Here is a 22,108-nt window from a genome sequence, read left to right as displayed (position 1 = left end):
GCGTTACCGCGTGAGCTTAAGAGCGTGCCGGTTGTCCGCGGTCGCCTCCGCCTCCGACCAGGATTGCGGCTTGACCTTGTCGCCGGCCGCGAACTTCTGGAAGCCTTCCACCACGACCTTGTCGCCGGCCTTCAAACCCTCGGTAACGAACCAGAGGCCGTCCTGCACCGACCCGGTGCGCACCGGCTGCACCGCGATGTGATTGTCGTCCTTGACGACGAACACCTCGCTGCCGCCGCCGCCATTGCGCTGGATCGCCTGCTGCGGCACCGCGATCGCGTCGGAATCAAGACCCTGGTCGATGCGGACCCGGACATACATGCCCGGAAGCAGCTCGCGCTTGGGATTGGGGAACTCGCCGCGCAACGTCACCTGCCCAGTGTGGGCGTCGACCTTGGCGTCGGAGAACAGCAGCTTGCCGTCCAGCGAATAGATGGTGTTGTCGTCGAGCACGAGGCGCACCTTGGCGGCATCGGCGGCGATGCGCTCGAGGTCGCCGGTCTCGAAGGCGCGGCGGAGCTGGTTGAGCTCGGTCACCGACTGGGTGAAGTCGGCATAGATCGGATCGAGCTGCTGGATGGTGGCGAGATTGGTCTCGTTCTGCACGGCGAGCGCGCCCTCACTGACGAGGGCCGCGCCGACCACGCCGTCGATCGGCGCGCGCACGGTGGCATAATCGAGATTGAGCTTGGCCCGCGCGAGCTCGGCCTTGCGGCCCTCGACCTCGGCATGGGCCTGGCGTTCGGCGGCGATGGCCTTCTCGTTCTCGGCTTCCGGCGCGGCGCGATCCTTGGTGAGCGCGGCAATGCGGCGTGCCTGCTGCTGCGCCTGCATCGCAGCCGCTTCGGCCTTGGCCAGCGCGGCCTCGTTGGCCATGACCTCGACCTCGAACGGGCGCGGATCGATGCGGTAGAGCGGATCGCCGGCCCTGACCTCGCTGCCCTGGCGGAACAGGCGCTCGACCACGATGCCGGACACGCGCGGCCGCACGTCGGAGACCCGGGTCGGCGCGATGCGGCCCGGCAGCTCGCGCACCACGGCGCGCGGCTGCGGCTTGACGATAACGATGCTGACGTCAGGGGCAGGCGGCTGGGCGGCGGACACCGCGGAGCTGGATTCTTCGCAAGCACCCAACAGCGGCGCAAGGGCCGCGAGCATCATTGCAACGCATGCCGATCGCGCACGAAGTCCAGACATGGAATGGGATGCCCCGACGTTGTTGAAACTGATCATGCTCGCGCGAAGCCCGTTCTGGGCCTTTTGCACGCGGCTGATGCCGCCAAAATAGAATGCATCTGCTGCGATGCAACGCATGGCGCGGGCGGCTCATTGTCACACAGCTTATGCTGTTGAGATCAGAACGGTTTTACGGGGTCACTTGATTGTGAGTCGGGTTCCACCGGCACGTGCTGCGACGGAACATCGCAATTACTCGGCGGCCATCATCCGGTAATGGCTGACGCCCCATTCGGTTCCGCCGGCGTGACCGAACAGGCCCGAGGTCGCGAGCAGGAACCAGCGCCAGCGACGCATCCAGAGAGCGGTCTCCTCGCCGTGGACCCTGCGCAGGGAGGCTTCAATGCCCTCGCGACGCGCATCGAAATTAACGAGCCAGTCGTTGGCGGTGCGCTGGTAGTGCGTGCCGCTCCAGCACCATTCCTTCTCGATGGCAAAGATATCGTCGAACTGCCTGACGAGATGATGGCTCGGCATCAGCCCGCCCGTGTAGACGTATTGGGCGATCCAATCGTCGCGATCGGCCGGGTCAGGCAGATGCGAGCCGGACCGGTGGGTGACGAGGTGCATGAAGAACCGCCCCTCCGGCGCGAGCCATGACCGCGCGCGCGTCATCAGCTTGCGCCAGTTGCTCATCTGCTCGAACATCTCGACCGAGACGATCCGGTCGAAATGGCCCTCGGGCGCGAACACGTTCATGTCGGCCGTGACCACGCGCAGATTCACCAGCCCGCGCAGCCGCGCCTCCTCCTCGACGTAGGAGCGCTGCGCCTGCGAGGCCGCGACCGCCGTCACCGTCGCGTGCGGAAACTGCCGCGCCATCCACAGCGACAGCGAGCCCCAGCCGCAGCCGAGCTCCAGAATGGCCTGACCGTCGGCCAGGCCGGCATGCTCGACAGTCTGGCGCAGCGCCTCCTCCTCCGCCTCCCGCAAGGTGGTTGCGTCGGTCTTGTAGAAGCAGGCGGAGAATTTACGTTTGGGGCCGAGCAAGTCGGCGAAGAAGGCGGCGGGCACCTCGTCACGCCAGGCTGCCGCGCCCTCGGCGATCGGCCGCAGCATCATCCGCCCGGCAAAGGCGGCATCGTCGCCGGGGCCCAGCACGGACAGGCGCGTCGCCATGCGGGAGCACAGGCGCTGGATCGCGGCGCGGATCACAACGTCGGGCAGCGGCACGCGCTCGGCAGTCCCGATGATCGCGGAAACGACGCTCATGCGCCCCCCGAATGGCGAACTTCTGCAGAGACCTGCTTATCAAAGCGCCGCTTCCGGGCCGGGTTCCCCGAGCTGTCCCCGAAATCGGCGCATCCGGCGCTTTTTTTGGGCCGGCGCTGTGCCATAGTGCGCGCCGCAAGCAAGCTTTACGTAACGGATGATACCGGCATGCGGTCTGGCACTTCCCGATCCACCATGGACATCGAGTACACCAAATTGTCCTCGCCCAGCGTCTTCCTGGTTCGGATGCTGGTCTTCCTGGTGCTGTGCACGCTGGTGGGCGTGGTGCTCTACAAGCAGATCGTCCAGGCCTTCTTCGCCAATCCCGGGCTCAACGCCCTGATCGGGGGGGTGCTGTTCATCGGCATCATCTTGGCCTTCCGCCAGGTCATCCGGCTCTATCCCGAGGTCTCCTGGGTCAACAATTTCCGCGTCGCCGATCCCGGCCTGGCGCCGGCCCGCCACCCCAAGCTGCTGGCGCCGATGGCGGCGATCCTCGGCGGGGAGCGCTCGGGGCGGATGACCATCACGCAGACCACGATGCGGCACCTGCTCGATTCGATCGCAACCCGCCTGGACGAGGCCCGCGACATCTCCCGCTACATGACCGGCCTGTTGGTCTTCCTCGGCCTGCTCGGCACCTTCTGGGGCCTGATCGAGACGGTGGGCTCGGTGGGCAAGGTGATCGAGGGGCTCAAGGTCGGGAGCGATTCCGGGGCGCTGTTCGACACGCTGAAGGAGGGCCTCGCCGCCCCGCTCGGCGGCATGGGCATCTCGTTCTCCAGCTCGCTGTTCGGCCTTGCCGGCTCGCTGATCCTCGGCTTCCTCGACCTGCAATCGAGCCAGGCGCAGAACCGCTTCTACACCGACCTCGAAGATTGGCTCGCCACCACCGTTCGCGAATACGGCAATGGCGAGGTGCCGGTCGCTTCAGGTGGCGGCGTCGCGAGCGGCGAGCTTCAAGCGGCGGTCGAGCGCTTGCGTTCCGTGCTCGAGGAAGGCAGCGCCGGCCGCGGCACCACGGCGGCGATGGCGAGCCTTGCCGAAGCGATCCAGGCGCTGGTCTCGCACATGCGCACCGAGCAGCAGATGATCCGCGAATGGGCCGACGGCCAGGGCGAGCAGAACCGCGAGATCCGGCGCCTCCTGGAACGGATCGCGCGCCAGCCCGAGAAGAGTTGAGCAGCAAGGAGAGAGCCTGCCCCGGACGCAGCGTAGCACGCAGTGATGCGCTGCCGAGCCGGGGCCCAGAATCTTCTACCTAACGCTGGGTCCCGGCTCAGCGGCGCATCGCCAAGGCGCTGCACCGCGTCCGGGACACGAGAGTGGAGACGGATGACATGGCCCTTGCCCGCGCCCGCCGTAGCGAAGGCGGTCTCAACTACTGGCCCGGCTTCGTCGACGCGCTGTCGACGCTGGTGCTGTCGATCGTGTTCCTGCTGTCGGTGTTCCTGGTGGTGCAGTTCTTCCTGTCGCAGGAGGTCACCGGCAAGGACAAGGCGCTGGAGCAGCTCAACGCCAAGATCGCCCAGCTCAACGAGCTGTTGTCGCTGGAGAAGCTCGGCAAGCTTTCGCTCGACGACCAGGTGTCGCAATTGAAGGCGGGCCTCGCCTCGGCCGAGTCCGAGCGCGACCGCATCAAGGGTCTCTATGACGGCTTAGCTGCCGCCGGCAACGATGCGCAAGGCAAGACCGCCGAGCTCGGCAAGGCATTGGACTCGGAGAAGGCGGTCTCGGCGCGGGCGCTGGCGCAGATCGAGGTGCTGAACCAGCAGATCAGCGCGCTGCGCCGGCAATTGGCGGCACTGGAGGAGGCGCTCGATGCCTCCGAGAAGCGCGACAAGGAATCGCAGAACCGCATCGCCGATCTGGGCTCCCGCCTCAACGTCGCCCTGGCGCAGCGCGTCCAGGAATTGTCGCGCTACCGCTCGGAATTCTTCGGCCGCCTGCGTGCCATCCTCGGCAACCGCCCCGACATCCGCATCGTCGGCGACCGCTTCGTGTTCCAGTCCGAAGTGTTCTTCGACACCGGTCAGGCGACCTTGCTGCCCGAGGGCCGCGCCGAGCTCGACACTTTGGCAGCCGCGCTGATCGAGCTCGACAAGAAGATCCCGAGCGACATCCCCTGGGTGCTGCGCGTCGACGGCCATACCGACGTGCGCCCCGTCAATGGCCCGAACTTCAAGTCGAACTGGGACCTGTCCGCGGCCCGCTCGATCTCGGTGGTACAATATCTGGTCTCGCTCGGCGTGCCCGCCCAGCGCCTCGTCGCGGCCGGCTTCGGCGAATTCCAGCCGCTCGATACCGGCAACACGGAAGAGGCCTACAAGCGCAACCGCCGCATCGAGCTGAAGCTGACGGAGCGGTAGTGAGCGCGCGCCACCTCCGCCCCTACGCGGCCTCCGACGAGGCCGCTGCGATCGACCTCTGGCATCGCACCTGGCAGCAGGCCTATCCGCAGATCGACTTCGCCGCACGGCTGGAATGGTGGCGCGAGCGCTGGCGCAAGGATCTGGTGCCGAAGGCCCAGATCGTGGTGGCGGAGCAGGACGGCGCGCTGATCGGTTTCGTTACCATCGACGGCGAAGGCTATCTCGACCAGCTCGTCGTCGATCCCGCGCATTGGGGCTCCAATGCAGCAAGGCTGCTGGTCGACGAGGCCAAGCGCCTGTCGCCCTCGGGCGTCACGCTGCTCGTCAACAAGGATAATGCCCGTGCCATCCGCTTCTACGAGCGTAGCGGCTTTGCCCATGCCGGCGACGACGTGAACCCGACCTCGGGGCGGCCGGTGTTGAAGATGGTGTGGAAGGCGTGAGGCCTGTCACATCGGGGATCCCAAGGCGCCGGTTATTCGTTGTCTCAGGCATGGCCGATGGAGACGATCGATGAAGCTGAGCGAGCTGGCCAAGGGGTCCTCGGTGATGCTGGGCGTCATCGTCGCCGGCTACGTGTCGACGACCTATGTCGACCAGCGCTTTGCGACGTCAAGCGCCCCTGCGCAGACGAACAGCCCTGGGGCATCAGCCTGCGTCGAAGCGGACGGAAGCTGGAAGAACTGGTCCTGGCCGAACGTGCCGGCGCTGTCGCCGAAGTGCCGGCCCTCGCAATGACAAAAGTGAGGCGACGCCTCACGCGCCCTCGAACTGCAGCCGCGCCAGCCGCGCATAGAGCCCATTCGCCGCGACGAGCTCGGCATGCGTGCCCTGCTCGACGATCCGGCCCTGGTCCATCACCAGGATGCGGTCGCAGGACAGAACGGTCGCGAGACGATGAGCGATGACGAGCGTGGTGCGGTGGCGCATCAGCTCTTCCAGCGCGGTCTGCACCAGCGTCTCGCTTTCGGCGTCGAGCGCTGAGGTGGCTTCGTCCAGCAGCAACAGCGGCGCATCGCGCAGGATGGCGCGCGCGATCGCGATGCGCTGGCGCTGGCCGCCGGACAGCGTCACGCCGCGCTCGCCGAGCGCGGTCTCGAAACCTTCGGGCAGGCGACGGATGAATTCGGCGGCATGGGCGAGCTCGGCGGCGCGCTCGACCTCGGCATCGGTCGCGTCGGGCCGGCCGAAGCGGATGTTCTCGCGGGCGCTCGCGGCGAACACCACGGATTCCTGCGGTACCAGTGCGATGCGCGCGCGGAAATCGCCGGGGTCAGCGGACTTGACCGGCACGCCGTCGAGCGAGATCGTCCCGCTGCGCGGATCGTAGAAGCGCAGCAGCAGATGAAAGATGGTGCTCTTGCCGGCGCCGGATGGACCGACGATCGCGACCTTCTCGCCGGGACGCACGGTGAACGACACCGCGTCGAGCACGTTGACGTCGGACCGCGCCGGATAGGCGAAGCTGACCCGATCGAAACCGACCTCGCCGCGCGCGGGCACCGGCAGCGCAAGCGGCGCCGCAGGCGCGGTGATCTCGGGCTTGACGTGGAGGATCTCGAACAGGCGCTCGGCCGCGCCCGATGCCGCCGAGACCTCGCCCCAGACTTCGCTGAGCTGGCCGAGGCCCGCTGCGGCGAACACCGCATACAGCACGAACTGACCGAGCCGGCCCGGCGTAATCGCGCCGGTGAGCACGTCATGCGAGCCGATCCAGAGGATGGCGACCACGCTTGCGAACACGATGAAGATGATGATCGCGGTGAGCACGGCGCGAGCCTGGGTCGAGGTGCGCGCGGCTTCATAGGCCTGCTCAACTTCACCGCCGAAACGCTTCTCGGCAAATTGCTCGCTGGTATAGGCCTGCACGGTGCGGATCGCGCCGACCAATTCGCCGGCATAGGCGGAGGCGTCGGCGAGCGTGTCCTGCGCATTGCGCGACAGGCGCCGCACCCAGCGCCCGAACGCCACCAGCGGCAGCACGATCAAAGGGATGGCCAGCAGCACGAAGCCCGAGAGCTTCGGGCTCGTGATCACCATCATCGCTGTCGCGCCCAGAAACATCATCAGGTTACGCAGCGCGATCGAGACGGAGGCGCCGACGGCCGATTTCAGCTGGGTGGTGTCGGCGGTGAGGCGCGAGATCAATTCGCCGCTGCGCGCGGAATCGAAAAAGGCGGGGGAGAGCGACAATAGATGCGCGAAAACGTCGCGCCGGAGATCGGCGACGATGCGTTCGCCGATCGTCATCACGAGGTAGTAGCGCGCCGCGCTGGCGATGGCGAGCACGGCGACGACCGCGAGCATGACCGAGAAGTAGCTGTTGATCAGCTCGATGCCCTCGGGCGTCAGGCCGAAATCGATCATCCTGCGCACCGCGACCGGCACCAGCAGCGTGGTCAGCGCTGCGATCGTGAGCGCGACGAAGGCCAGCGCCGCCCGGCCGCGATAGCGGATCACATACGGCGCGAGCGCGAGCAGCGGCCGCAGCCTGGCGCGGCCCTTGGCCGGCGCTTCGATCAGCTCGGCCTCGATCGAGGGGGTGTCCGCGGCGTTCATTACAGGCCGTTCGATGTCCCGGTCATCAAGCCGTTCCACTGCGCTCATGAGATCCGACCCATTGCATTCGTTTGCTCCCAATAGGCCGGTGCAAGAGTAGTGGCAAATCCGGGATGTCCCTTAGGGGCAAACCCCGGTTCACAGCGGCAGTATGGCTTGTTTTGCGAGGTTTCGTGGGGTATAGAGCCGCCCAAATCCGTCATTCGCTAGCCACCCAAGAAGGCGCCGAAGCGCCGAGGAATTGCCATGAAAGCCGAAATTCATCCGAATTATCATACGATTAAGGTCGTGATGACCGACGGAACCGAGTACCTGACCCGCTCGACCTGGGGCAAGGAAGGCGACACGCTGAACCTCGACATCGACCCGAAGTCGCACCCGGCCTGGACCGGCGGCTCCGCCCAGATCATGGACCGCGGCGGCCGCGTCTCGCGCTTCCAGAAGAAGTTTTCGGGCTTCCTCAAGAAGGATTGAGCCGGCCCGCAAGGCTGGAGATGAAAACGCCCCCGGGGAGACCGGGGGCGTTTTTCTTTTGGGCTGTCATTCCGGGGCGCGACGAAGTCGCGAGCCCGGAATCTATAACCACGATCGGGAGTATGGATTCCGGGCCCGCGCCAAGAGGCGCGTCCCGGAATGACGATCGGGATTGTTGATAGTCCCTACCGCTCGAACGCGGCCTTCAGGGCGTTGAGGTGCGGCACCAACGGATTGCCGATCGCGGCCTGCTCCGCCGGCGGGGTATGGATCGTGCTGTCGAGGCGGCGGACGCGGGTCTGCAGGCTCATCGAGCGATGGATCAGGTCCTGAAGCTGGGTGGGCAGCTTCTCGATGGTATCGGCGGGACCGGGATCGGCGGCGGTGAGCTTGACCTTGGTCTTCTCGCGGTTGGCCTGGCTCAGCGTCATCTCGCCTTCCTTCACCGCGCGGTGCAGCAGTAGCCAGGAGGCGAGCTGCATCAGGCGCGTGGTGAGGCGCATGCTCTCGGTCGCATAGGTGAGGCTGACAGCGCGGTCGAGCGCCTTGGCCTCGACGCGGCCGGCGCCATCGAGATAGGCAGCGGTCTCCTCGACGAGGTCCATGCCCTCACGGAACAAATTGCCGAACGCCGCAGAATTGGTGAATCGCTCGCTGAGCTGAACGAGAGCGCCCTCGGCCTGCAAACGTTCCATGGTTAACGCCTCTTACGCAACTGTTTGACTGCCCGGCTTTGGCGCCGGCTTATGATGAACAAATCATTGCGCGGGCGAGACGCGGAGTCCAGTGACAAGCGCGGATATGGTTTCCGCGGGTCAATCCTTTCGAATGCAACCGGGGTGAGAGGCCCAAACCGGGCAGTGAACGCAAAAAAGAGCCGCCGGAGACCGGCGGCTTTGAAAGTTGATAACAGGGAGGCGTCAAACAGAGTGGACAGGAGCCACTCGGTGTCCAAACGAGGACAGTTCCAGTCATAAACCCGAAAGCTTAATCCGAAGTAAACGAGCTAATTTTTTGGGAGTTCGTTAGCCATGTCGGCCAGTGGCCGAGGGACGTGCGGAACAAGCGCTCCGCCGTCATTCCGGGGCGCGCGCAGCGCGAGCCCGGAATCCATAGCCCCAGGAAGATGGAGTGGTCCGCCTGCCAGCTTCAACGGCTTCTTGTGGTTATGGATTCCGGGCTCGGCGCTGACGCGCCGCCCCGGAATGACGAGGCGGAGAACCCACGCGTCCGGGAAGTCGTTGTGTGGCGACCACTACGACTTGAAAATACTGTTCGCCGCATCGCGCGAGGCGCGCTTCTTGGTGGCGGCTTCTTCCAATCTTGCGATCTCGGCCTTGAGCAGCGCCACGCGCTCGGTCAGTTCCTCCACTGACAAAAGTGAGAGGTCCTGCCCAATTTCATGGCTGATCTTCTTGCGCGGGCGATCGTCCTCTTCCATCGGCATCGTCGTTGCTCCTCTCGTCCGCGGACCGGACCACACGGCCCAAGGCGGTTGCCAGCCTGCACCGCGCTGGCTAAGCAAGGGCCTCGTTTCCTCCCGCACCTTTGCTCAAGGACACATCATGGACAAGCTGCCCGCGCAAATGACCGTGGTCGCCATCTCCAAGCCCGGTGGACCGGAGGTGTTGGTGCCGGAGCAACGCAGCGTTCCGCAGCCCGGTCCCGACGAGATCCTGGTCAAGGTCGAAGCTGCCGGCGTCAACCGGCCCGACGTGGCGCAGCGCTCCGGCGCCTATCCGCCGCCGCCCGGCGCCAGCGACCTGCCCGGCCTCGAGATATCAGGCGAAGTCGTCGCGGTCGGCAGCAACGCCAAGCGGCACAAGGTCGGAGACAAGGTGATGTCGCTGGTCGCCGGCGGCGGCTATGCGCAGTACTGCATCGCCCAAGACGCCCAGGCGATGAGCGTGCCGCCGGCGCTGTCGATGAAGGAAGCCGGCGCGCTGCCGGAAACCCTGATGACAGTCTGGCACAACGTGTTCGAACGCGGCGGCCTCAAGGCCGGCGAGACGCTGCTGATCCATGGCGGCTCCTCCGGCATCGGCACCATGGCCATTCAGCTCGCCAAAGCCTTCGGCGCAAAAGTATTCGTGACCGTGGGATCGCAGGACAAGTGTGACGCCTGCCTCAAGCTGGGGGCCGACCGCGCCATCAACTACAAGAGCGAAGACTTCGTCGCCGTGGTCAAGGAAGAGACCAACAACGTTGGCGTCAACCTGATCCTCGACATGGTCGCCGGCGACTATGTCGATCGCAACTATGATGCCGCGGCGGTCGACGGCCGCATCGTCCAGATCGCGACCCTCAACGGCCCCAAGGTCAGCGTCAACATCGCCAAGGTCATGGTCAAGCGCCTGACCCATACCGGCTCGACCTTGCGCCCCCGTAGTAATGCGGACAAGGCGGCGATGGTGGCCGCGATCGAGCAGAAAGTGATGCCGCTTTTGCGCGAAGGCCGCATCAAGCCGGTGATGGACAGCACTTTCCCGCTGGAAAAGGCGGCAGACGCCCACCGGCGCATGGAAACGAGCGCACATATTGGCAAAATTGTGTTGGAGGCGTAAGCCACCGACCCACAGGGCAAGCCGGAAACCCTTTGATTTTCCTCGCTTTCGTGGCATCTATCGCGACGCACCGAACCGCATCGGTCCGGTCTGAAATCGCCTTCTAGATTCGCCTTGCACTGACGAGTTTGCGTCGAACGCGGAGAACTGACCTTGCGTCTGATCAGGTGCCTCGCGCCCATCGCGCTGGGCCTCATGATTCTCGTCGCCGCGTATCCCGCGCGCGCGCTCGACGCCGTCAGCGTCCGTAGCGACGCGCCCGCGATCGACCTCACCGGCGTGCTCGAGCATCAGCGCAGCGATGCCGATCGCATCCAGGTCTCCACCGCGCCCGGCACCGACGGCATCGTCCGCCGCATCGAGGTGCGCGCCCGCGAAGGCGGCCAGAACTGGGTGGTGTTCGCGCTCGCCAACAACACCGACGACCAGCTCGACCGCCTGATCGTCGCCCCGCATTACCGCATCGTCTCCTCGGGATTGCTCTGGCCCGACCTCGGCCTGTCGCGCATCGCGACCATCACGCCCTCGATCGGCGACCGGCCGGAACGGCAGGAAAGCGCCACCGCCGACGTGTTCCGCATCACGCTCGACCCCGGCGCCGTCGTCACCTTCGTGGCGGAGCTGCGCACCGACAAGCTGCCGCAGCTCTATCTGTGGGAGCCGGAAGCCTACAAGGACAAGGTCAACTCCTTCACGCTGTACCAGGGCATCGTGATCGGCATCTCCGGGCTCCTGGCGCTCGTCCTCACCATTCTGTTCGTGGTCAAGGGCAGCATCATGTTCCCGGCCGCGGCGGCGCTGGCCTGGGCGGTGCTGGTCTATATCGGCGTCGATTTCGGCTTCTGGGGCAAGGTGCTCGACATGTCGAACAACGCCGAGCGCATCTGGCGCGCGGCGGGCGAAGCGATCCTGGCGGCGACGCTGCTGGTCTTCCTGTTTGCGTACCTCAACCTCAGCCGCTGGCACGTGCGCTATTCGCACATCACGGTCGGCTGGCTCGCCTTCCTCGGCTCGCTGGTGGCGCTCGCGCTGTTCGATCCGGCGGTGGCCTCCGGCATCGCGCGCATCTCGCTGGTGCTGATCGCCTTCGCCGGCTTCGCGCTGATTGTCTATCTCTCCACCCACGGCTTCGACCGCGCAGTGCTGTTGATCCCGACCTGGTTCCTCCTGGTGGTCTGGGTGGTCGCAGCCGGTATGACGGTCGCCGGCTCCGTCACCAACGACATCGTCGGCCCTGCCCTGCTCGGCGGCCTCGTGCTCATCGTGATGCTGATCGGCTTCACGGTGATGCAGCACGCCTTTGCCGGCGGCGGCGCCAGCACCGGCGTCGTCTCCGACATCGAACGGCGGGCCTTGGCGCTGGCCGGCTCCGGCGATCTGATCTGGGACTGGGACGTCTCCGCCGACAAGGTGTTCACGAGCCCCGAGACCGAAGCCCTGCTCGGGCTGAAGCGCGGCACGCTGGAAGGACCGGCGGCGTCCTGGTTAGAAGTGCTGCATCCGCTCGACCAGGACCGTTTCCGCGCCGCGCTCGACAGCGTGCTCGACCAGCGCCGCGGCCGTCTGGTGCAGGATTTCCGCCTGCGCACGCCGGACGGCCACTTCATGTGGTTCGCGCTCAAGGCGCGCCCGGTGGTCGGCTCTGACGGCGAGGTCTCGCGCGTGGTCGGCACGCTCACCGACGTCACCGAGCTGCGCAACGCCGAGGAGCGCCTGCTGCACGATTCCGTGCACGACAATCTCACCGGCCTGCCCAACCGCAAGCTGTTCATGGACCGGCTAGGTGCGGTCGCGAACTTCGCCAAGACCATGCCGACGCTGCGGCCGACGCTGATGGTGATCGACCTCGACCGCTTCAAGCAGGTCAACGATTCCGTCGGGATCGCGGTCGGCGATTCCATCCTGCTCACGCTGGCGCGGCGCCTCACCCGCATCCTGAAGCCGCAGGACACGCTGGCCCGGATGGCCGGCGATCAGTTCGGCCTGATCCTGCTGTCGGAGCAGGACCCGGCCCGCATCACCGCTTTCGCCGAAACCATCCGCAAGACCATCCGCGCCCCGATCGCGTTCAACGACCGCGAGATCTTCCTCACCGCGTCGATCGGTCTCGCGCTGTCCGACCCGCAAACCCAGCTCACGGACGAGATCATCAAGGACGCCGAGCTCGCGATGTATCACTCCAAGCGCATCGGCGGCGACCGCATCGACGTCTACAAGCCGGCGATGCGCGCGCGCAAGACCGACCGCCTGACGCTGGAGAGCGAATTGCGCCGCGCCATCGAGCGGCAGGAGATCACGATCCTGTACCAGCCGATCGTGCGGCTGGAGGATCGCTCCATCGCCGGCTTCGAGGCCCTGGCGCGCTGGGACCACCCGAAGCTCGGGCGCATGGCGCCCGCGGAGTTCATCACCATCGCCGAAGAGACCGGGTTGATCGTCGACCTCGGCATGTTCGTGCTCGACCAGACCGCCAAGCAGCTCTCGGTGTGGCAGCGTGCGATGCGCTCGCGCGACCCGATCTTCGCCTCGGTCAACGTCTCATCGCGGCAGCTGCTGCGCCACGATTTGATCCACGACATCCGCACCGTGCTGTCGCGCTCCTCGGTGGCGCGCGGCACGCTCAAGCTCGAGCTGACGGAATCGCTGGTGATGGAGAATCCGGAGCACGCAGCCCAGATGCTGACCCGGATCCGCGAGCTCGGCACCGGGCTGTCGCTCGACGATTTCGGCACCGGCCACTCCTCGCTGGCCTATCTGCAGCGCTTCCCGTTCGACACTATCAAGATCGACCAGTCGTTCGTGCGCACCACCAGCCGCGGCACCCGCCCCGTGATCCTGAAGTCGATCATCGCGCTCGCGCACGATCTCGGCATGGACGTCGTCGCCGAAGGCGCCGAGACCGATTCGGACGCAGTAGAGCTCTACCAGATGGGCTGCGAATACGCACAAGGCTTCGCCTTCGGCGAGCCGATGGATGCGGACGCGGCGATGCGGCTGCTCACGGAAGTGCGGCTGGAAGCGGCGAGCTGAGCATTCTCTTACCCTCCCCTGGAGGAGGAGGGTGAGACTGTCCGCAAGGCATGAGCCGTGTGCGACTTCCTCACCTGCGCTGGGGTTTCTGCTTCCTGAACCTTACGCTCTGGCCGTCCGGCATGCGCGTTGCGACGAAGCCGGCGGCGAGGCAGGCTTCGCGTTGCGGCATCTGGATGTCGGGGCTGCGCAGGCTGTCCCACCATGAGGCACGCTGGGCCGCGCGCGGCAGCGCCGCGCCGATGATCTCCTCGATCTGCTCGAAGCTCAGCACGAACTCCTCCTGCTTCTGCCGCAGCAGATAATCACGCAACGCGTCGTAGTCGTTCACAATGGTCCTCTTCGTCCGGGGCGGAAGATCAGGCCTGCTCAAAACCGTCAGCCGCATAAACCGATTCTTAACTCATTGCGGCAGCGCCGTCGCGGCTTAAACACTACTCAAGCTTTCGGGCGCATCCACTATGGACAGGAGCGAACAATGTTCTCTGGATGGCGCGACGTCACGGCCCGCCGGCCGTGGCGGATTTCGGCGAAGCTGCTGATCATCTCGTCCGTGGTGACGGTGATCGGCTTTTCCGCCATTTGCGTCAACGTCATGCTCGACATGCGCCGCGGCGAGGAGGCGCTCGCCCGCCAGACGCTGCAGAACCTCGCGACCACGATCGAGTCCGACGTCAGCCGCAACGTCGAGATCTACGACCTGTCGCTGAAGGCGGTGGCCAGCAACATGCTGCTGCCGGAGCTGGCGACGGTCTCCAAGCCGATCCGTCACCTGATCCTGTTCGACCACGCGACCACTGCCAAGCATTTCGGCGCCATCCAGGTGTTCGACGCCGAGGGCCGGCTGACCATCGACGCCTCCACGCTCGATCCGCTGCCGGAGGACCGCAGCGAGGAGGATTACTTCAAGATTCACCGCGACAATCCCGGCGCGGAGCTTTTCATCAGCCGTCCCATGCTGTTTCGCGGCGCCTACTCGATCGTGCTGAGCCGGCGCATCAGCGATGCGGACGGCGGCTTCCTGGGCGTCGTCGCCGGCTCGATCCGCTTCAGCTATTTCCACGAATTTTTCGATCGGCTCAAGCTCGATGCCGACGACACCATCACCGTGCTCAAGCGCGACCGCACCATCATCATGCGGCGGCCGTTCGATCTCGACATCATCGGCACGAACCTGAACGATCGCCAGAACTGGAAGGCCGACAATCTCAGGGTGGGCGCCTCCTATTCGGGACAGGGCCCGGTCGATCCGACGCCCCGGCTCTACGTCCGCAGCGGCAACAGCGGCCCACTGTTCGTGGTCGCCGGCAAGCCTTTGGCCGCGGTGTTCGCCCTTTGGCAAAAGGAGGCGCTCCGCATCGGCGCCGTGGTGCTGGCGCTCATCCTGTTCGTGCTGGGATCGACCCTCGTGCTCGCGCGCGAGATCGGCCGGCGCGCCGAGGCCGAGCGCAAGCTCGAGGAGTTGGCGACGACGGACGCGCTCACGGGCCTGAAGAACCGCCGCAAGTTCGATTCCGTCATCGACGTCGAATGGCGGCGCGCCATGCGCCAGAAGGCGCCGATCGCGCTGCTCATGATCGATGCCGATCACTTCAAGGCCTACAACGACACGTTCGGCCATCAGGCCGGCGACCAGGTGCTGGTCGGCATCGCCATCTGCATTTCCGATTCGGTGAGCCGCGCCGGCGATTGCGCGGCGCGTTATGGCGGCGAGGAATTCGCCGTGCTGCTGCCGAACACCTCGGCCACCGACGCCTTCAAGGTGGCGGAGACGATCCGCCTCAAGGTGCAGGGCTGGTCCGACGATCAGGCGATGTCGACGGTGTCCTGCGGCATCGCCAGCCTCGTCCCGGCCGCCGGCATGGATTGGCCGGTGCTGATTGCCGCCGCCGACAAGGCGCTTTACGCCGCCAAGGCCGGCGGGCGCAACCAGTCGGTGGTGGCGACCCTGCCGCAGCTGTCGCTGGTGGCGTGAGGCTCCCCTCCCGTCATTGCGAGGAGCGCTTGCGACGAAGCAATCCAGACTTTCTCTGCGGAAAGATTCTGGATTGCTTCGCTTCGCTCGCAATGACGGCGAGAGCTACTGCCCCAGATACTTCTTCATCTCCGCGATCAGGCCGTCGCGCAATTCCGGGCGCTTCAAGCCATAGGCGATGTTGGCGCGCAGGAAGCCGGGCTTGGAGCCGCAATCATGGCGCTCGCCTTCGAATTCGACGCCGTAGAATTTCTGCGTCTTGGCGAGCCCGATCATGGCGTCGGTGAGCTGGATCTCGCCGCCGGCGCCGCGCTCCTGGGTCTCCAGGATCTTGAAGATCTCGGGCTGCAGGATGTAGCGGCCGGTGATCGAAAGGTTGGAGGGCGCGGTGCCCTTGGCCGGCTTCTCGACCATGCCGTCGACCTCGAACATCTTGCCGTTGCGCTTGCCGACACCGCAGATGCCGTATTGATGGGTCAGGTGATCGGGCACCGCCTCGACCGCGATCAGATTGGATTTCTCGCCGAGCGAGGAGGCCATCTCGATCATCTGCTTCAGGCAGCCGGGCGTGTTGAGCACGAGTTCGTCCGGCAGCACCACGGCGAACGGCTCGTTGCCGACGATGTCGCGCGCGCACCAGACCGCATGGCCGAGGCCGAGCGGCGCCTGCTGGCGGGTGAAGCTGACCGCGCCGGCTTCGGGCTGGTTCTGCGCCAGAATGTCCTGCTCGGCTTTCTTGCCGCGTGCGGCCAGCGTCGTGTCGAGCTCGAACATCCGGTCGAAATGATCCTCGATGACAGCCTTGTTGCGGCCGGTGACGAAGACGAAGTGCTCGATCCCGGCTTCCTTGGCCTCGTCATAGACGTATTGGATCAGGGGCTTGTCGACGATGGTCAGCATTTCCTTTGGCATCGCCTTGGTAGCAGGCAGAACGCGGGTGCCGAGGCCGGCGACGGGGAATACAGCTTTGCGAATTTTCATGGGATCGATCGAATACCTTGGGGCACACGGGACGGAAGCAATCCATCCTTGCTAGCCTGTTTGCAGCCGCCAACAAAGGCGGATGTGGGGCCTCGCCCCGACAGAGTTAAGAAAAAGGCGGCCACCAAAATTTCACGTTTGTTAAGCTATTGGCAACGCTAACCAGGCCTCCTGTGGCGGGTTTTCAGGCCGACGGGTGGAACATGATGCAATCAGTGGCAGGACTAGCGAGACGGGCTGGCGGCGCAGTCGTTGCGGCGGCTTTGCTGCTGCCGGCTGGCGCGCACGCCCAGGCGCAGAACGGCCTGTCCAACCTGTTCGGCGGCATCTTCTCGGGATCGAACCCGGCACCCGCGCAGCCCTCGCCTGGCCCGAGCGGCGCGCCGACGGGAGCGTTGCCATGGAGCGGTGAGGACGGCGCCTCCGGCCATCCGTTGATGACGGCAGCCGCGATCCGCGAGGCTGCCGGCAACTTCAACAATTGCGTCGCTGCGATGTGGCCCGATGCGGCACGGCGCGGCGTCACGCAGGAAAACTTTCAGCGCTTCACCGGCGGACTCTCGCCCGACCTGCGCATCATGGACCTCATGGATTCGCAGCCGGAATTCACCAAGTCGATCTGGGACTATCTCGATATCCTGGTGAACGACAACCGCCTCGCCAAGGGCCGCGAGATCCTCGCCAAATACAAGGCGCAGTTCGACGCCACCGAAAAGGCCACCGGCGTGGACCGCTACATCATCGCCTCGATCTGGGGCATCGAGTCCAATTACTCGACGCAGATGGGCGATCGCAGCGTGCTGCAATCGACCGCGACGCTCGCCTGCATCGGCCGCCGCCAGGCCTATTTCAAGGACGAATTCCTCTCCGCACTGGAGATCCTCAACCGCGGCGATTTGCGTCCGGAGCAGCTGCGCGGCTCCTGGGCCGGCGCCTTCGGCCCGACCCAGTTCATGCCGACCGCGTTCAAGCGCTTCGCGGTGGACGGCGATGGCGACGGCCGGCGCGACGTCGTCGACAATCCGACCGACCTGATCGCGTCGACCGCCAACAATCTGAAGAAGGACGGCTGGCAGCCCGGCCAGACCTGGGGCTACGAGGTCGTGGTGCCGCAAGGCTTCAACTACATGCTGGCCGACCGCGCCAAGGCAATGCCGATCGCGCAATGGGAGAAGCTCGGGCTCAAACGTCCGAACAACCAGCCCTTCCCGCACTCGGCGGAGAAGGCCTACCTGCTGGCACCGGCCGGCGCGCAAGGGCCGGGCTTTTTGATGCTGCAGAATTACCGCGTCATCATGAAGTACAACCCGGCCGAGGCCTATGCGCTGGCGATCGGCCATTTCGCCGACCGCCTGCGCGGGGGACAGCCTTTCGTGCAGCCCTGGCCGCGGCAGGAGCGCGAGCTGTCGCGCACCGAGCGGCTGGAGCTGCAGCAGCTGCTGGCTCAGCGCGGCTTCTACAAGGGTAGCCCGGACGGCCAGTTCGGTGGCCTGACCAGGGAGGCCCTGCGCAACTTCCAGGCCTCGATCGGCGTGCCCGCCGACGGTTTTGCCTCGTCCGACGTGCTGGACCGGCTGCGCGGGCGGTAAAATCGCGCCTGAAGTAACCTTGAAGGGGGATTTTGGCTGATAGCCTTGACCGGGACTGGTGTTCCCCGGTCTATGGACAAGAATCTGCGATGGAATTTGCCTGTTTGGCGCCTGATTCCGTTATTATATTGAGCTAGCTCCGATCCCCCATTTGCGCGTGCCCGAGATCGCATGTCGAAGAAGTCCCTGTTCAAGGCGCTGACCGAGACCGGCCCGTTGATCGCGCTGGGGACGGCGCTTGCGATCCTGGTGTCGGTGGCGGCACCCGCCTCGGCGCAATTCTTCAACTTCCCCGGCTTCGGCGGTCCGCCGCAGCGTTCGGCCCCACCACCGCCGCCACGGGGCGGCGGAGGTGGCGGCTGGTTCGGCGGCGACTTCTTCGCACCCTTCCAGCAGCCGCCGCCGCAGGCGCCGCGCCAGGATTTTTCGCGTGCGCCGGCGCCGGCCAAGCGCGACACCATTCCCGAGAAGAACGTGCTGGTGATCGGCGATGCCATGGCCGATTGGCTCGCCTATGGCCTCGAGGACGCGTACGCCGAGCAGCCCGACATGGGCGTGATCCGCAAGCACAAGACCACGTCCGGCCTGATCAAGTACCAGCCCAAGGGCGAGCCTGCGGACTGGGCGGCTGCGGCCAAGGGCATTCTCGAGACCGAAAAGCCCGACGTGATCGTCGTCATGCTCGGCCTCAACGACCGCGTCGCGATCCGCGAGCCAGCCGCCGACAAACCGGACAAGGCGGCCGCGGAAAGGGACAAGAAGAACGACAAGGGTGCGCGCGCCAAGCCACAAGCAAAGCCGGGTGACGCCAAGCCCGGCGACAGCGCCGCAAAGCCGGATGACAAGCCTGCCGATGCCGACCTGCCGCAGGACGACGCCGACAATGCCGACACGCCGGCGGCCGCGCCGGAAAAGACCGCGCGCAATCCGAACGGCCTCTACGAATTCCGTGACGAGCGCTGGGTCGAGCTCTACGGCAAGAAGATCGAGGAGCTCGCTTCCGTCCTCAAGACCAAGGGCGTGCCGGTGCTCTGGGTCGGCCTGCCCGCAGTCCGCGGACCGAAGGGCACGGCGGACACGCTGTTCCTGGATTCGCTATACCGCGAGGGCGCGGCCAAGGCCGGCATCACCTATGTCGACGTGTGGGACGGCTTCGTCGACGAAGCCGGCCGCTTCCTGCAGAAGGGCCCGGACTTCGAAGGCCAGATCCGCCAGCTGCGCAGCTCCGACGGCGTCTATTTCACCAAGGCCGGCGCGCGCAAGCTCGCGCATTATGTCGAGCGCGAGATCACGCGCCTTCTCGCCGGACGCTCCGGCCCGATCGCACTGCCGAGCGAGCCCGCAACCCCCGACACCAGCGCCGAGCCGGGCAAGCCCGCGCCGCGGCCGCTGGCCGGGCCGATCGTGCCGCTGGTTGCAGCCTCGATCTCGACCGATCAATTGCTGGGCGGACCAGGCACGCGTCCCGCCGCAGTCGATGCACTCGCCGCCAAGACCATGGTGAAGGGTGAGCCGCTGGCGGCTCCCGCCGGCCGCGCCGACGATTACGCCTGGCCGCGTCGGGAAGTCGGCCGCGAGCAGGCCAAGGGCGATACGCCGATGGCGGCAACGACTCCGGACGGCGGGGCGGCTCAGGGCGCACCGGGCGCGGCAGCCGCGATCGCGCCGCCGCCGAAGCTCGCGCCGAAGAAGCCGCAGCTCCCGCCGCAACTGCCGGCCCAGGCAACGCCCTCATTCCGTGATTTCTTCGGCTTCGGCTCGCCACAGCCCCCGCCGGCCCCGCGCCAGCTGGCGCCGGCGCCGGGACCGCGCAATCCGTATCCGAACCCCGCGATCCCACGTCCGCCGGGCAATGTTGGACGGTCGGCGGAAGTCGTTCGGTAAGCCAACAGTCGTGTCCCGGACGCGCAGCAGCGTGAAACGCTGCTGCGCAGAGCCGGGACCCACTCACATCATTCAGGAAAGAATTGGCCCCGGCTCAGCAGCGCAACACTGCGTGCTGCGCTGCGTCCGGGGCACGAGACTGCCTGTTCGTCGCTCAGCCGTAATAGCGCCAGCGTGACGGCGGACGGCGGGCGGGACGCGACATCAGCAGCGCCAGCGCGAAGCCGATGCCGCCAGCAACCAGCAGCGCGCCGAGCGGGTTGTCCTGCACCTTCTGCGCAATGGCCTTCGAGCCGTCGCGGAACGTCTCGCCGCTGTTCTCGTAGGCGTCCTTGGCATAGCCCGCGGCGGTGTCCGTGGCGTCGCGCACGGCATCCTTGGCCTGGCCGTAGAGATTCTGCACCGTGCCCGCGGCTTCCCGCGCCTTGCCCGACGCCTGCGTCTTGGCATCGCCTGCCATGTCTCCGATCGCGCCTTCCGCGCGTCCGGCATATTCCTTCGCCGATCCAACAATCCGATCCGTGTCCATGATGATCCTCCTCGGTGGTCAGCCGAAGTAACCGATCAGACGCAGCGCGGTTCCTTGGCCTTGCCTACAGAATGAGGCCGCCATCGACGACCAGCGTCTGGCCGATGATGTAGGACGACAGGGGCGAGGCCAGGAACAGCGCCGCGCCCGCCATGTCGGCCGGCGTGCCCAATCGCCGCAGCGGGATGCGGGCGAGCGCGCTTTCGAGCCGCTTCGGATTGTCGGTCGTCACCTTCGTCATCTTGGTGTCGACGAGCCCTGGGGCGATGCCGTTGACGCGGATGCCGTCCTCGGCCCAGGCCTCGCCCAGCGTGCGCGTCAATCCGACCGCACCGGTCTTCGAGGCGTTGTAGGCGGGATTGCCCATGGTGGAATGATAGGCCGCGGTCGAGGACACGATGATCAGCGCGCCCTTCGCGTCCCGCAACATGGAATGAAAGCGCGTCGCACAGGACATCAGGCTCATCAGATTGATCTCGACAACCTTGCGGAAACCCGCCATCTCGAATTCGCCGCAGCGGTAGATCACCGCGCCCTGCGCGAGCACCAGGATGTCGAGACGGTCGAACGACGGCCTGAATGCTTCGATCGCGCCGGGGCTGCCGACGTCGAGCTGCGCGTAAGCAAGACCTTCGAGATCGGAGCCTTCGTCGGTTGAATATTCCGTTGCGCGACCACGCGTGCCGCAAACTGCAACTGCTGCGCCCTTGGCGCGAAAGGCCTGCGCGATGCCGTTGCCGATGCCGCTGGAACCGCCGACCACCAGCACCTGCTTGCCTGAGAAATTGAGCTCGTTTGCCATTCCCGGCCTCCCCTGTTGCTTTCTGCTTGTTTGACCTGTCTGCGGATCGATGCCAGCCTTGTCAATCATAACAAGAGCCAGCTCAGTGCGAGGAAACAGCATGTCCGACGTCAGGGAGCTCAGCCGGTCCGTGAAAGGCCTCACCGTGCTCGTCACGGGCGCGGCCAGCGGCATGGGGCGCGCCACCGCGCGCGTGTTCGCAAACGAAGGTGCGAACGTCGCCGTCACGGATTTCGACGAGCAGGGCGCGCATGACGTCGCCAGGGAGATCGCGGCGAGCGGTGGCACGGCAAGGGCGTGGAAGCTCGACGTCGCTGACGGCGGCGAGATCAAGCGCGTGGTCGGCGATGTCGCCGCGCATTTCGGTGCGCTCGACATCGTCGTCAACAATGCCGGCATCTCGGTTCGTGTCGCGATCGACGATGAGGCCTATGAGGATGCCTGGGCGAAGGGCATCGCCGTGATGCTGACGGCGCATCCGCGCATCATCCGCGCCGCGCTGCCGCATTTGCGCAAGTCGAAATGTCCGCGCATCGTCAACATCGCCTCGACCGAGGCGCTCGGCGCCACCGCATTGCACAGCCCGTATTCGGCCGCGAAGGGCGGCGTTGCGAGCCTCACCCGCTCGCTGGCGGTGGAGCTCGGCCGCGAGGGCATCACCGTCAACTGCATCTGCCCCGGACCGATCCGCACCGGAATCACCGACCGCATCCCGGAGGAGCACAAGACCATCTACGCCAAGCGCCGCACCGCACTTGGCCGCTACGGCGACCCGGAAGAGGTCGCGCATATGACGCTGAGCCTGTGCCTGCCGGCGGCATCCTTCCTCACCGGCGCGGTGATTCCGGTCGACGGCGGGCTGATGGCGCGGAACGCGTGAGAGGCATGCGCGCGGCGCGTT

At 66.0% G+C, this 22,108-nt stretch carries 20 protein-coding genes; 11 read left to right on the top strand and 9 right to left on the bottom strand.

Going from position 1 to position 22,108, the window contains the following annotated elements; translation table 11 throughout:
- Positions 1–3: 3 nt before the first annotated feature.
- Positions 4–1,197 carry an efflux RND transporter periplasmic adaptor subunit gene (locus HZZ16_RS08885; RefSeq protein ID WP_197948101.1) on the bottom strand — a complete coding sequence of 398 codons (1,194 nt, stop codon included), beginning with the start codon at positions 1,195–1,197 and terminating at the stop codon, positions 4–6.
- Positions 1,198–1,428: 231 nt separating this feature from the next.
- Positions 1,429–2,448 (bottom strand): SAM-dependent methyltransferase, encoded by a 1,020-nt coding sequence (locus tag HZZ16_RS08880; protein WP_197948100.1) that lies wholly within the window; start codon positions 2,446–2,448, stop codon positions 1,429–1,431.
- Between the two features lie 168 nt (positions 2,449–2,616).
- On the opposite strand from HZZ16_RS08880, the gene HZZ16_RS08875 reads away from it, so the two are divergent.
- The 4 genes from HZZ16_RS08875 (at position 2,617) to HZZ16_RS08860 (ending at position 5,558) form a co-directional block, all read left to right on the top strand.
- Positions 2,617–3,630 carry a flagellar motor protein MotA gene (locus HZZ16_RS08875; RefSeq protein WP_197948099.1) on the top strand — a complete coding sequence of 338 codons (1,014 nt, stop codon included), beginning with the start codon at positions 2,617–2,619 and terminating at the stop codon, positions 3,628–3,630.
- Between the two features lie 158 nt (positions 3,631–3,788).
- Positions 3,789–4,817, top strand: coding sequence for a peptidoglycan -binding protein (locus tag HZZ16_RS08870; protein WP_197948098.1), 1,029 nt, complete (start codon positions 3,789–3,791; stop codon positions 4,815–4,817).
- A complete protein-coding gene (locus HZZ16_RS08865) occupies positions 4,817–5,263 on the top strand; it encodes a GNAT family N-acetyltransferase (RefSeq protein ID WP_197948097.1) in 447 nt (148 codons plus the stop codon). The genes HZZ16_RS08870 and HZZ16_RS08865 overlap by 1 nt, the downstream gene beginning before the upstream one ends.
- A 70-nt stretch (positions 5,264–5,333) precedes the next feature.
- On the top strand, positions 5,334–5,558 hold the full coding sequence (locus HZZ16_RS08860) for a hypothetical protein (RefSeq protein WP_197948096.1): 225 nt from the start codon (positions 5,334–5,336) through the stop codon (positions 5,556–5,558).
- A gap of 18 nt (positions 5,559–5,576) precedes the next feature.
- Here the strand turns inward: HZZ16_RS08860 and HZZ16_RS08855 are convergent, their stop codons facing one another.
- Positions 5,577–7,427 carry an ABC transporter ATP-binding protein/permease gene (locus HZZ16_RS08855; RefSeq protein ID WP_197948095.1) on the bottom strand — a complete coding sequence of 617 codons (1,851 nt, stop codon included), beginning with the start codon at positions 7,425–7,427 and terminating at the stop codon, positions 5,577–5,579.
- Positions 7,428–7,625: 198 nt separating this feature from the next.
- Here HZZ16_RS08855 and rpmE point away from each other — a divergent pair, with 198 nt between their 5' ends.
- Positions 7,626–7,853: a 50S ribosomal protein L31 gene (gene rpmE / locus HZZ16_RS08850; RefSeq protein ID WP_027573780.1), complete on the top strand. Its 228-nt coding sequence runs from the start codon at positions 7,626–7,628 to the stop codon at positions 7,851–7,853.
- A 185-nt stretch (positions 7,854–8,038) separates the two neighbouring features.
- Here rpmE and rcdA read toward each other — a convergent pair whose 3' ends face one another.
- Both rcdA and HZZ16_RS08840 read right to left on the bottom strand, forming a co-directional pair.
- On the bottom strand, positions 8,039–8,548 hold the full coding sequence (gene rcdA, locus HZZ16_RS08845; RefSeq protein WP_197948094.1) for a protease adaptor protein RcdA: 510 nt from the start codon (positions 8,546–8,548) through the stop codon (positions 8,039–8,041).
- Between the two features lie 560 nt (positions 8,549–9,108).
- Entirely contained in the window at positions 9,109–9,300 is a 192-nt protein-coding gene (locus HZZ16_RS08840) for a DUF1192 domain-containing protein (RefSeq protein WP_197948093.1), read from the bottom strand.
- A 118-nt stretch (positions 9,301–9,418) separates the two neighbouring features.
- On the opposite strand from HZZ16_RS08840, the gene HZZ16_RS08835 reads away from it, so the two are divergent.
- On the top strand, positions 9,419–10,417 hold the full coding sequence (locus tag HZZ16_RS08835) for an NAD(P)H-quinone oxidoreductase (RefSeq protein WP_197948092.1): 999 nt from the start codon (positions 9,419–9,421) through the stop codon (positions 10,415–10,417).
- A 153-nt stretch (positions 10,418–10,570) separates the two neighbouring features.
- Positions 10,571–13,447: an EAL domain-containing protein gene (locus HZZ16_RS08830; RefSeq protein WP_197948091.1), complete on the top strand. Its 2,877-nt coding sequence runs from the start codon at positions 10,571–10,573 to the stop codon at positions 13,445–13,447.
- A gap of 70 nt (positions 13,448–13,517) precedes the next feature.
- Here the strand turns inward: HZZ16_RS08830 and HZZ16_RS08825 are convergent, their stop codons facing one another.
- Positions 13,518–13,778: a DUF7662 domain-containing protein gene (locus HZZ16_RS08825; protein WP_197948090.1), complete on the bottom strand. Its 261-nt coding sequence runs from the start codon at positions 13,776–13,778 to the stop codon at positions 13,518–13,520.
- A 147-nt stretch (positions 13,779–13,925) separates the two neighbouring features.
- On the opposite strand from HZZ16_RS08825, the gene HZZ16_RS08820 reads away from it, so the two are divergent.
- Positions 13,926–15,422 (top strand): sensor domain-containing diguanylate cyclase, encoded by a 1,497-nt coding sequence (locus HZZ16_RS08820; RefSeq protein WP_197948089.1) that lies wholly within the window; start codon positions 13,926–13,928, stop codon positions 15,420–15,422.
- A 105-nt stretch (positions 15,423–15,527) separates the two neighbouring features.
- Here the strand turns inward: HZZ16_RS08820 and HZZ16_RS08815 are convergent, their stop codons facing one another.
- The gene (locus HZZ16_RS08815) at positions 15,528–16,403 is read right to left on the bottom strand and encodes a UTP--glucose-1-phosphate uridylyltransferase (RefSeq protein ID WP_035998261.1); all 876 of its coding nucleotides are present in this window, start codon (positions 16,401–16,403) and stop codon (positions 15,528–15,530) included.
- Positions 16,404–16,606: 203 nt separating this feature from the next.
- Between HZZ16_RS08815 and HZZ16_RS08810 the strand changes: the two genes are divergently transcribed.
- Positions 16,607–17,992, top strand: a complete 1,386-nt coding sequence (locus HZZ16_RS08810) for a lytic murein transglycosylase (RefSeq protein WP_197948088.1) — start codon at positions 16,607–16,609, stop codon at positions 17,990–17,992.
- A 171-nt stretch (positions 17,993–18,163) separates the two neighbouring features.
- Positions 18,164–19,876, top strand: a complete 1,713-nt coding sequence (locus HZZ16_RS08805; RefSeq protein WP_197948087.1) for an SGNH/GDSL hydrolase family protein — start codon at positions 18,164–18,166, stop codon at positions 19,874–19,876.
- A 154-nt stretch (positions 19,877–20,030) separates the two neighbouring features.
- On the opposite strand, the gene HZZ16_RS08800 is transcribed toward HZZ16_RS08805, so the two are convergent.
- Both HZZ16_RS08800 and HZZ16_RS08795 read right to left on the bottom strand, forming a co-directional pair.
- Positions 20,031–20,405, bottom strand: coding sequence for a CsbD family protein (locus tag HZZ16_RS08800; RefSeq protein ID WP_035998251.1), 375 nt, complete (start codon positions 20,403–20,405; stop codon positions 20,031–20,033).
- A 64-nt stretch (positions 20,406–20,469) separates the two neighbouring features.
- Entirely contained in the window at positions 20,470–21,207 is a 738-nt protein-coding gene (locus HZZ16_RS08795; RefSeq protein WP_197948086.1) for an SDR family NAD(P)-dependent oxidoreductase, read from the bottom strand.
- Positions 21,208–21,307: 100 nt separating this feature from the next.
- Between HZZ16_RS08795 and HZZ16_RS08790 the strand changes: the two genes are divergently transcribed.
- Entirely contained in the window at positions 21,308–22,087 is a 780-nt protein-coding gene (locus HZZ16_RS08790; protein ID WP_197948085.1) for an SDR family NAD(P)-dependent oxidoreductase, read from the top strand.
- The last annotated feature ends 21 nt before the right edge of the window (positions 22,088–22,108 follow it).

Source organism: Bradyrhizobium glycinis (assembly GCF_016031655.1).
Classification (GTDB): Bacteria; Pseudomonadota; Alphaproteobacteria; order Rhizobiales; family Xanthobacteraceae; genus Bradyrhizobium; species Bradyrhizobium glycinis.
This window is presented reverse-complemented; position numbering and strand designations above follow the sequence as displayed.

Coding starts and splice junctions, on each gene's coding strand:
- HZZ16_RS08885 (WP_197948101.1), bottom strand. CDS start 1,197: ATGTCTGGACTTCGTGCGCGATCGGCATGCGTTGCAATGATGCTCGCG.
- HZZ16_RS08880 (WP_197948100.1), bottom strand. CDS start 2,448: ATGAGCGTCGTTTCCGCGATCATCGGGACTGCCGAGCGCGTGCCGCTG.
- HZZ16_RS08875 (WP_197948099.1), top strand. CDS start 2,617: ATGCGGTCTGGCACTTCCCGATCCACCATGGACATCGAGTACACCAAA.
- HZZ16_RS08870 (WP_197948098.1), top strand. CDS start 3,789: ATGGCCCTTGCCCGCGCCCGCCGTAGCGAAGGCGGTCTCAACTACTGG.
- HZZ16_RS08860 (WP_197948096.1), top strand. CDS start 5,334: ATGAAGCTGAGCGAGCTGGCCAAGGGGTCCTCGGTGATGCTGGGCGTC.
- HZZ16_RS08855 (WP_197948095.1), bottom strand. CDS start 7,427: ATGAGCGCAGTGGAACGGCTTGATGACCGGGACATCGAACGGCCTGTA.
- rpmE (WP_027573780.1), top strand. CDS start 7,626: ATGAAAGCCGAAATTCATCCGAATTATCATACGATTAAGGTCGTGATG.
- rcdA (WP_197948094.1), bottom strand. CDS start 8,548: ATGGAACGTTTGCAGGCCGAGGGCGCTCTCGTTCAGCTCAGCGAGCGA.
- HZZ16_RS08840 (WP_197948093.1), bottom strand. CDS start 9,300: ATGCCGATGGAAGAGGACGATCGCCCGCGCAAGAAGATCAGCCATGAA.
- HZZ16_RS08835 (WP_197948092.1), top strand. CDS start 9,419: ATGGACAAGCTGCCCGCGCAAATGACCGTGGTCGCCATCTCCAAGCCC.
- HZZ16_RS08820 (WP_197948089.1), top strand. CDS start 13,926: ATGTTCTCTGGATGGCGCGACGTCACGGCCCGCCGGCCGTGGCGGATT.
- HZZ16_RS08815 (WP_035998261.1), bottom strand. CDS start 16,403: ATGAAAATTCGCAAAGCTGTATTCCCCGTCGCCGGCCTCGGCACCCGC.
- HZZ16_RS08810 (WP_197948088.1), top strand. CDS start 16,607: ATGATGCAATCAGTGGCAGGACTAGCGAGACGGGCTGGCGGCGCAGTC.
- HZZ16_RS08805 (WP_197948087.1), top strand. CDS start 18,164: ATGTCGAAGAAGTCCCTGTTCAAGGCGCTGACCGAGACCGGCCCGTTG.
- HZZ16_RS08800 (WP_035998251.1), bottom strand. CDS start 20,405: ATGGACACGGATCGGATTGTTGGATCGGCGAAGGAATATGCCGGACGC.
- HZZ16_RS08795 (WP_197948086.1), bottom strand. CDS start 21,207: ATGGCAAACGAGCTCAATTTCTCAGGCAAGCAGGTGCTGGTGGTCGGC.
- HZZ16_RS08790 (WP_197948085.1), top strand. CDS start 21,308: ATGTCCGACGTCAGGGAGCTCAGCCGGTCCGTGAAAGGCCTCACCGTG.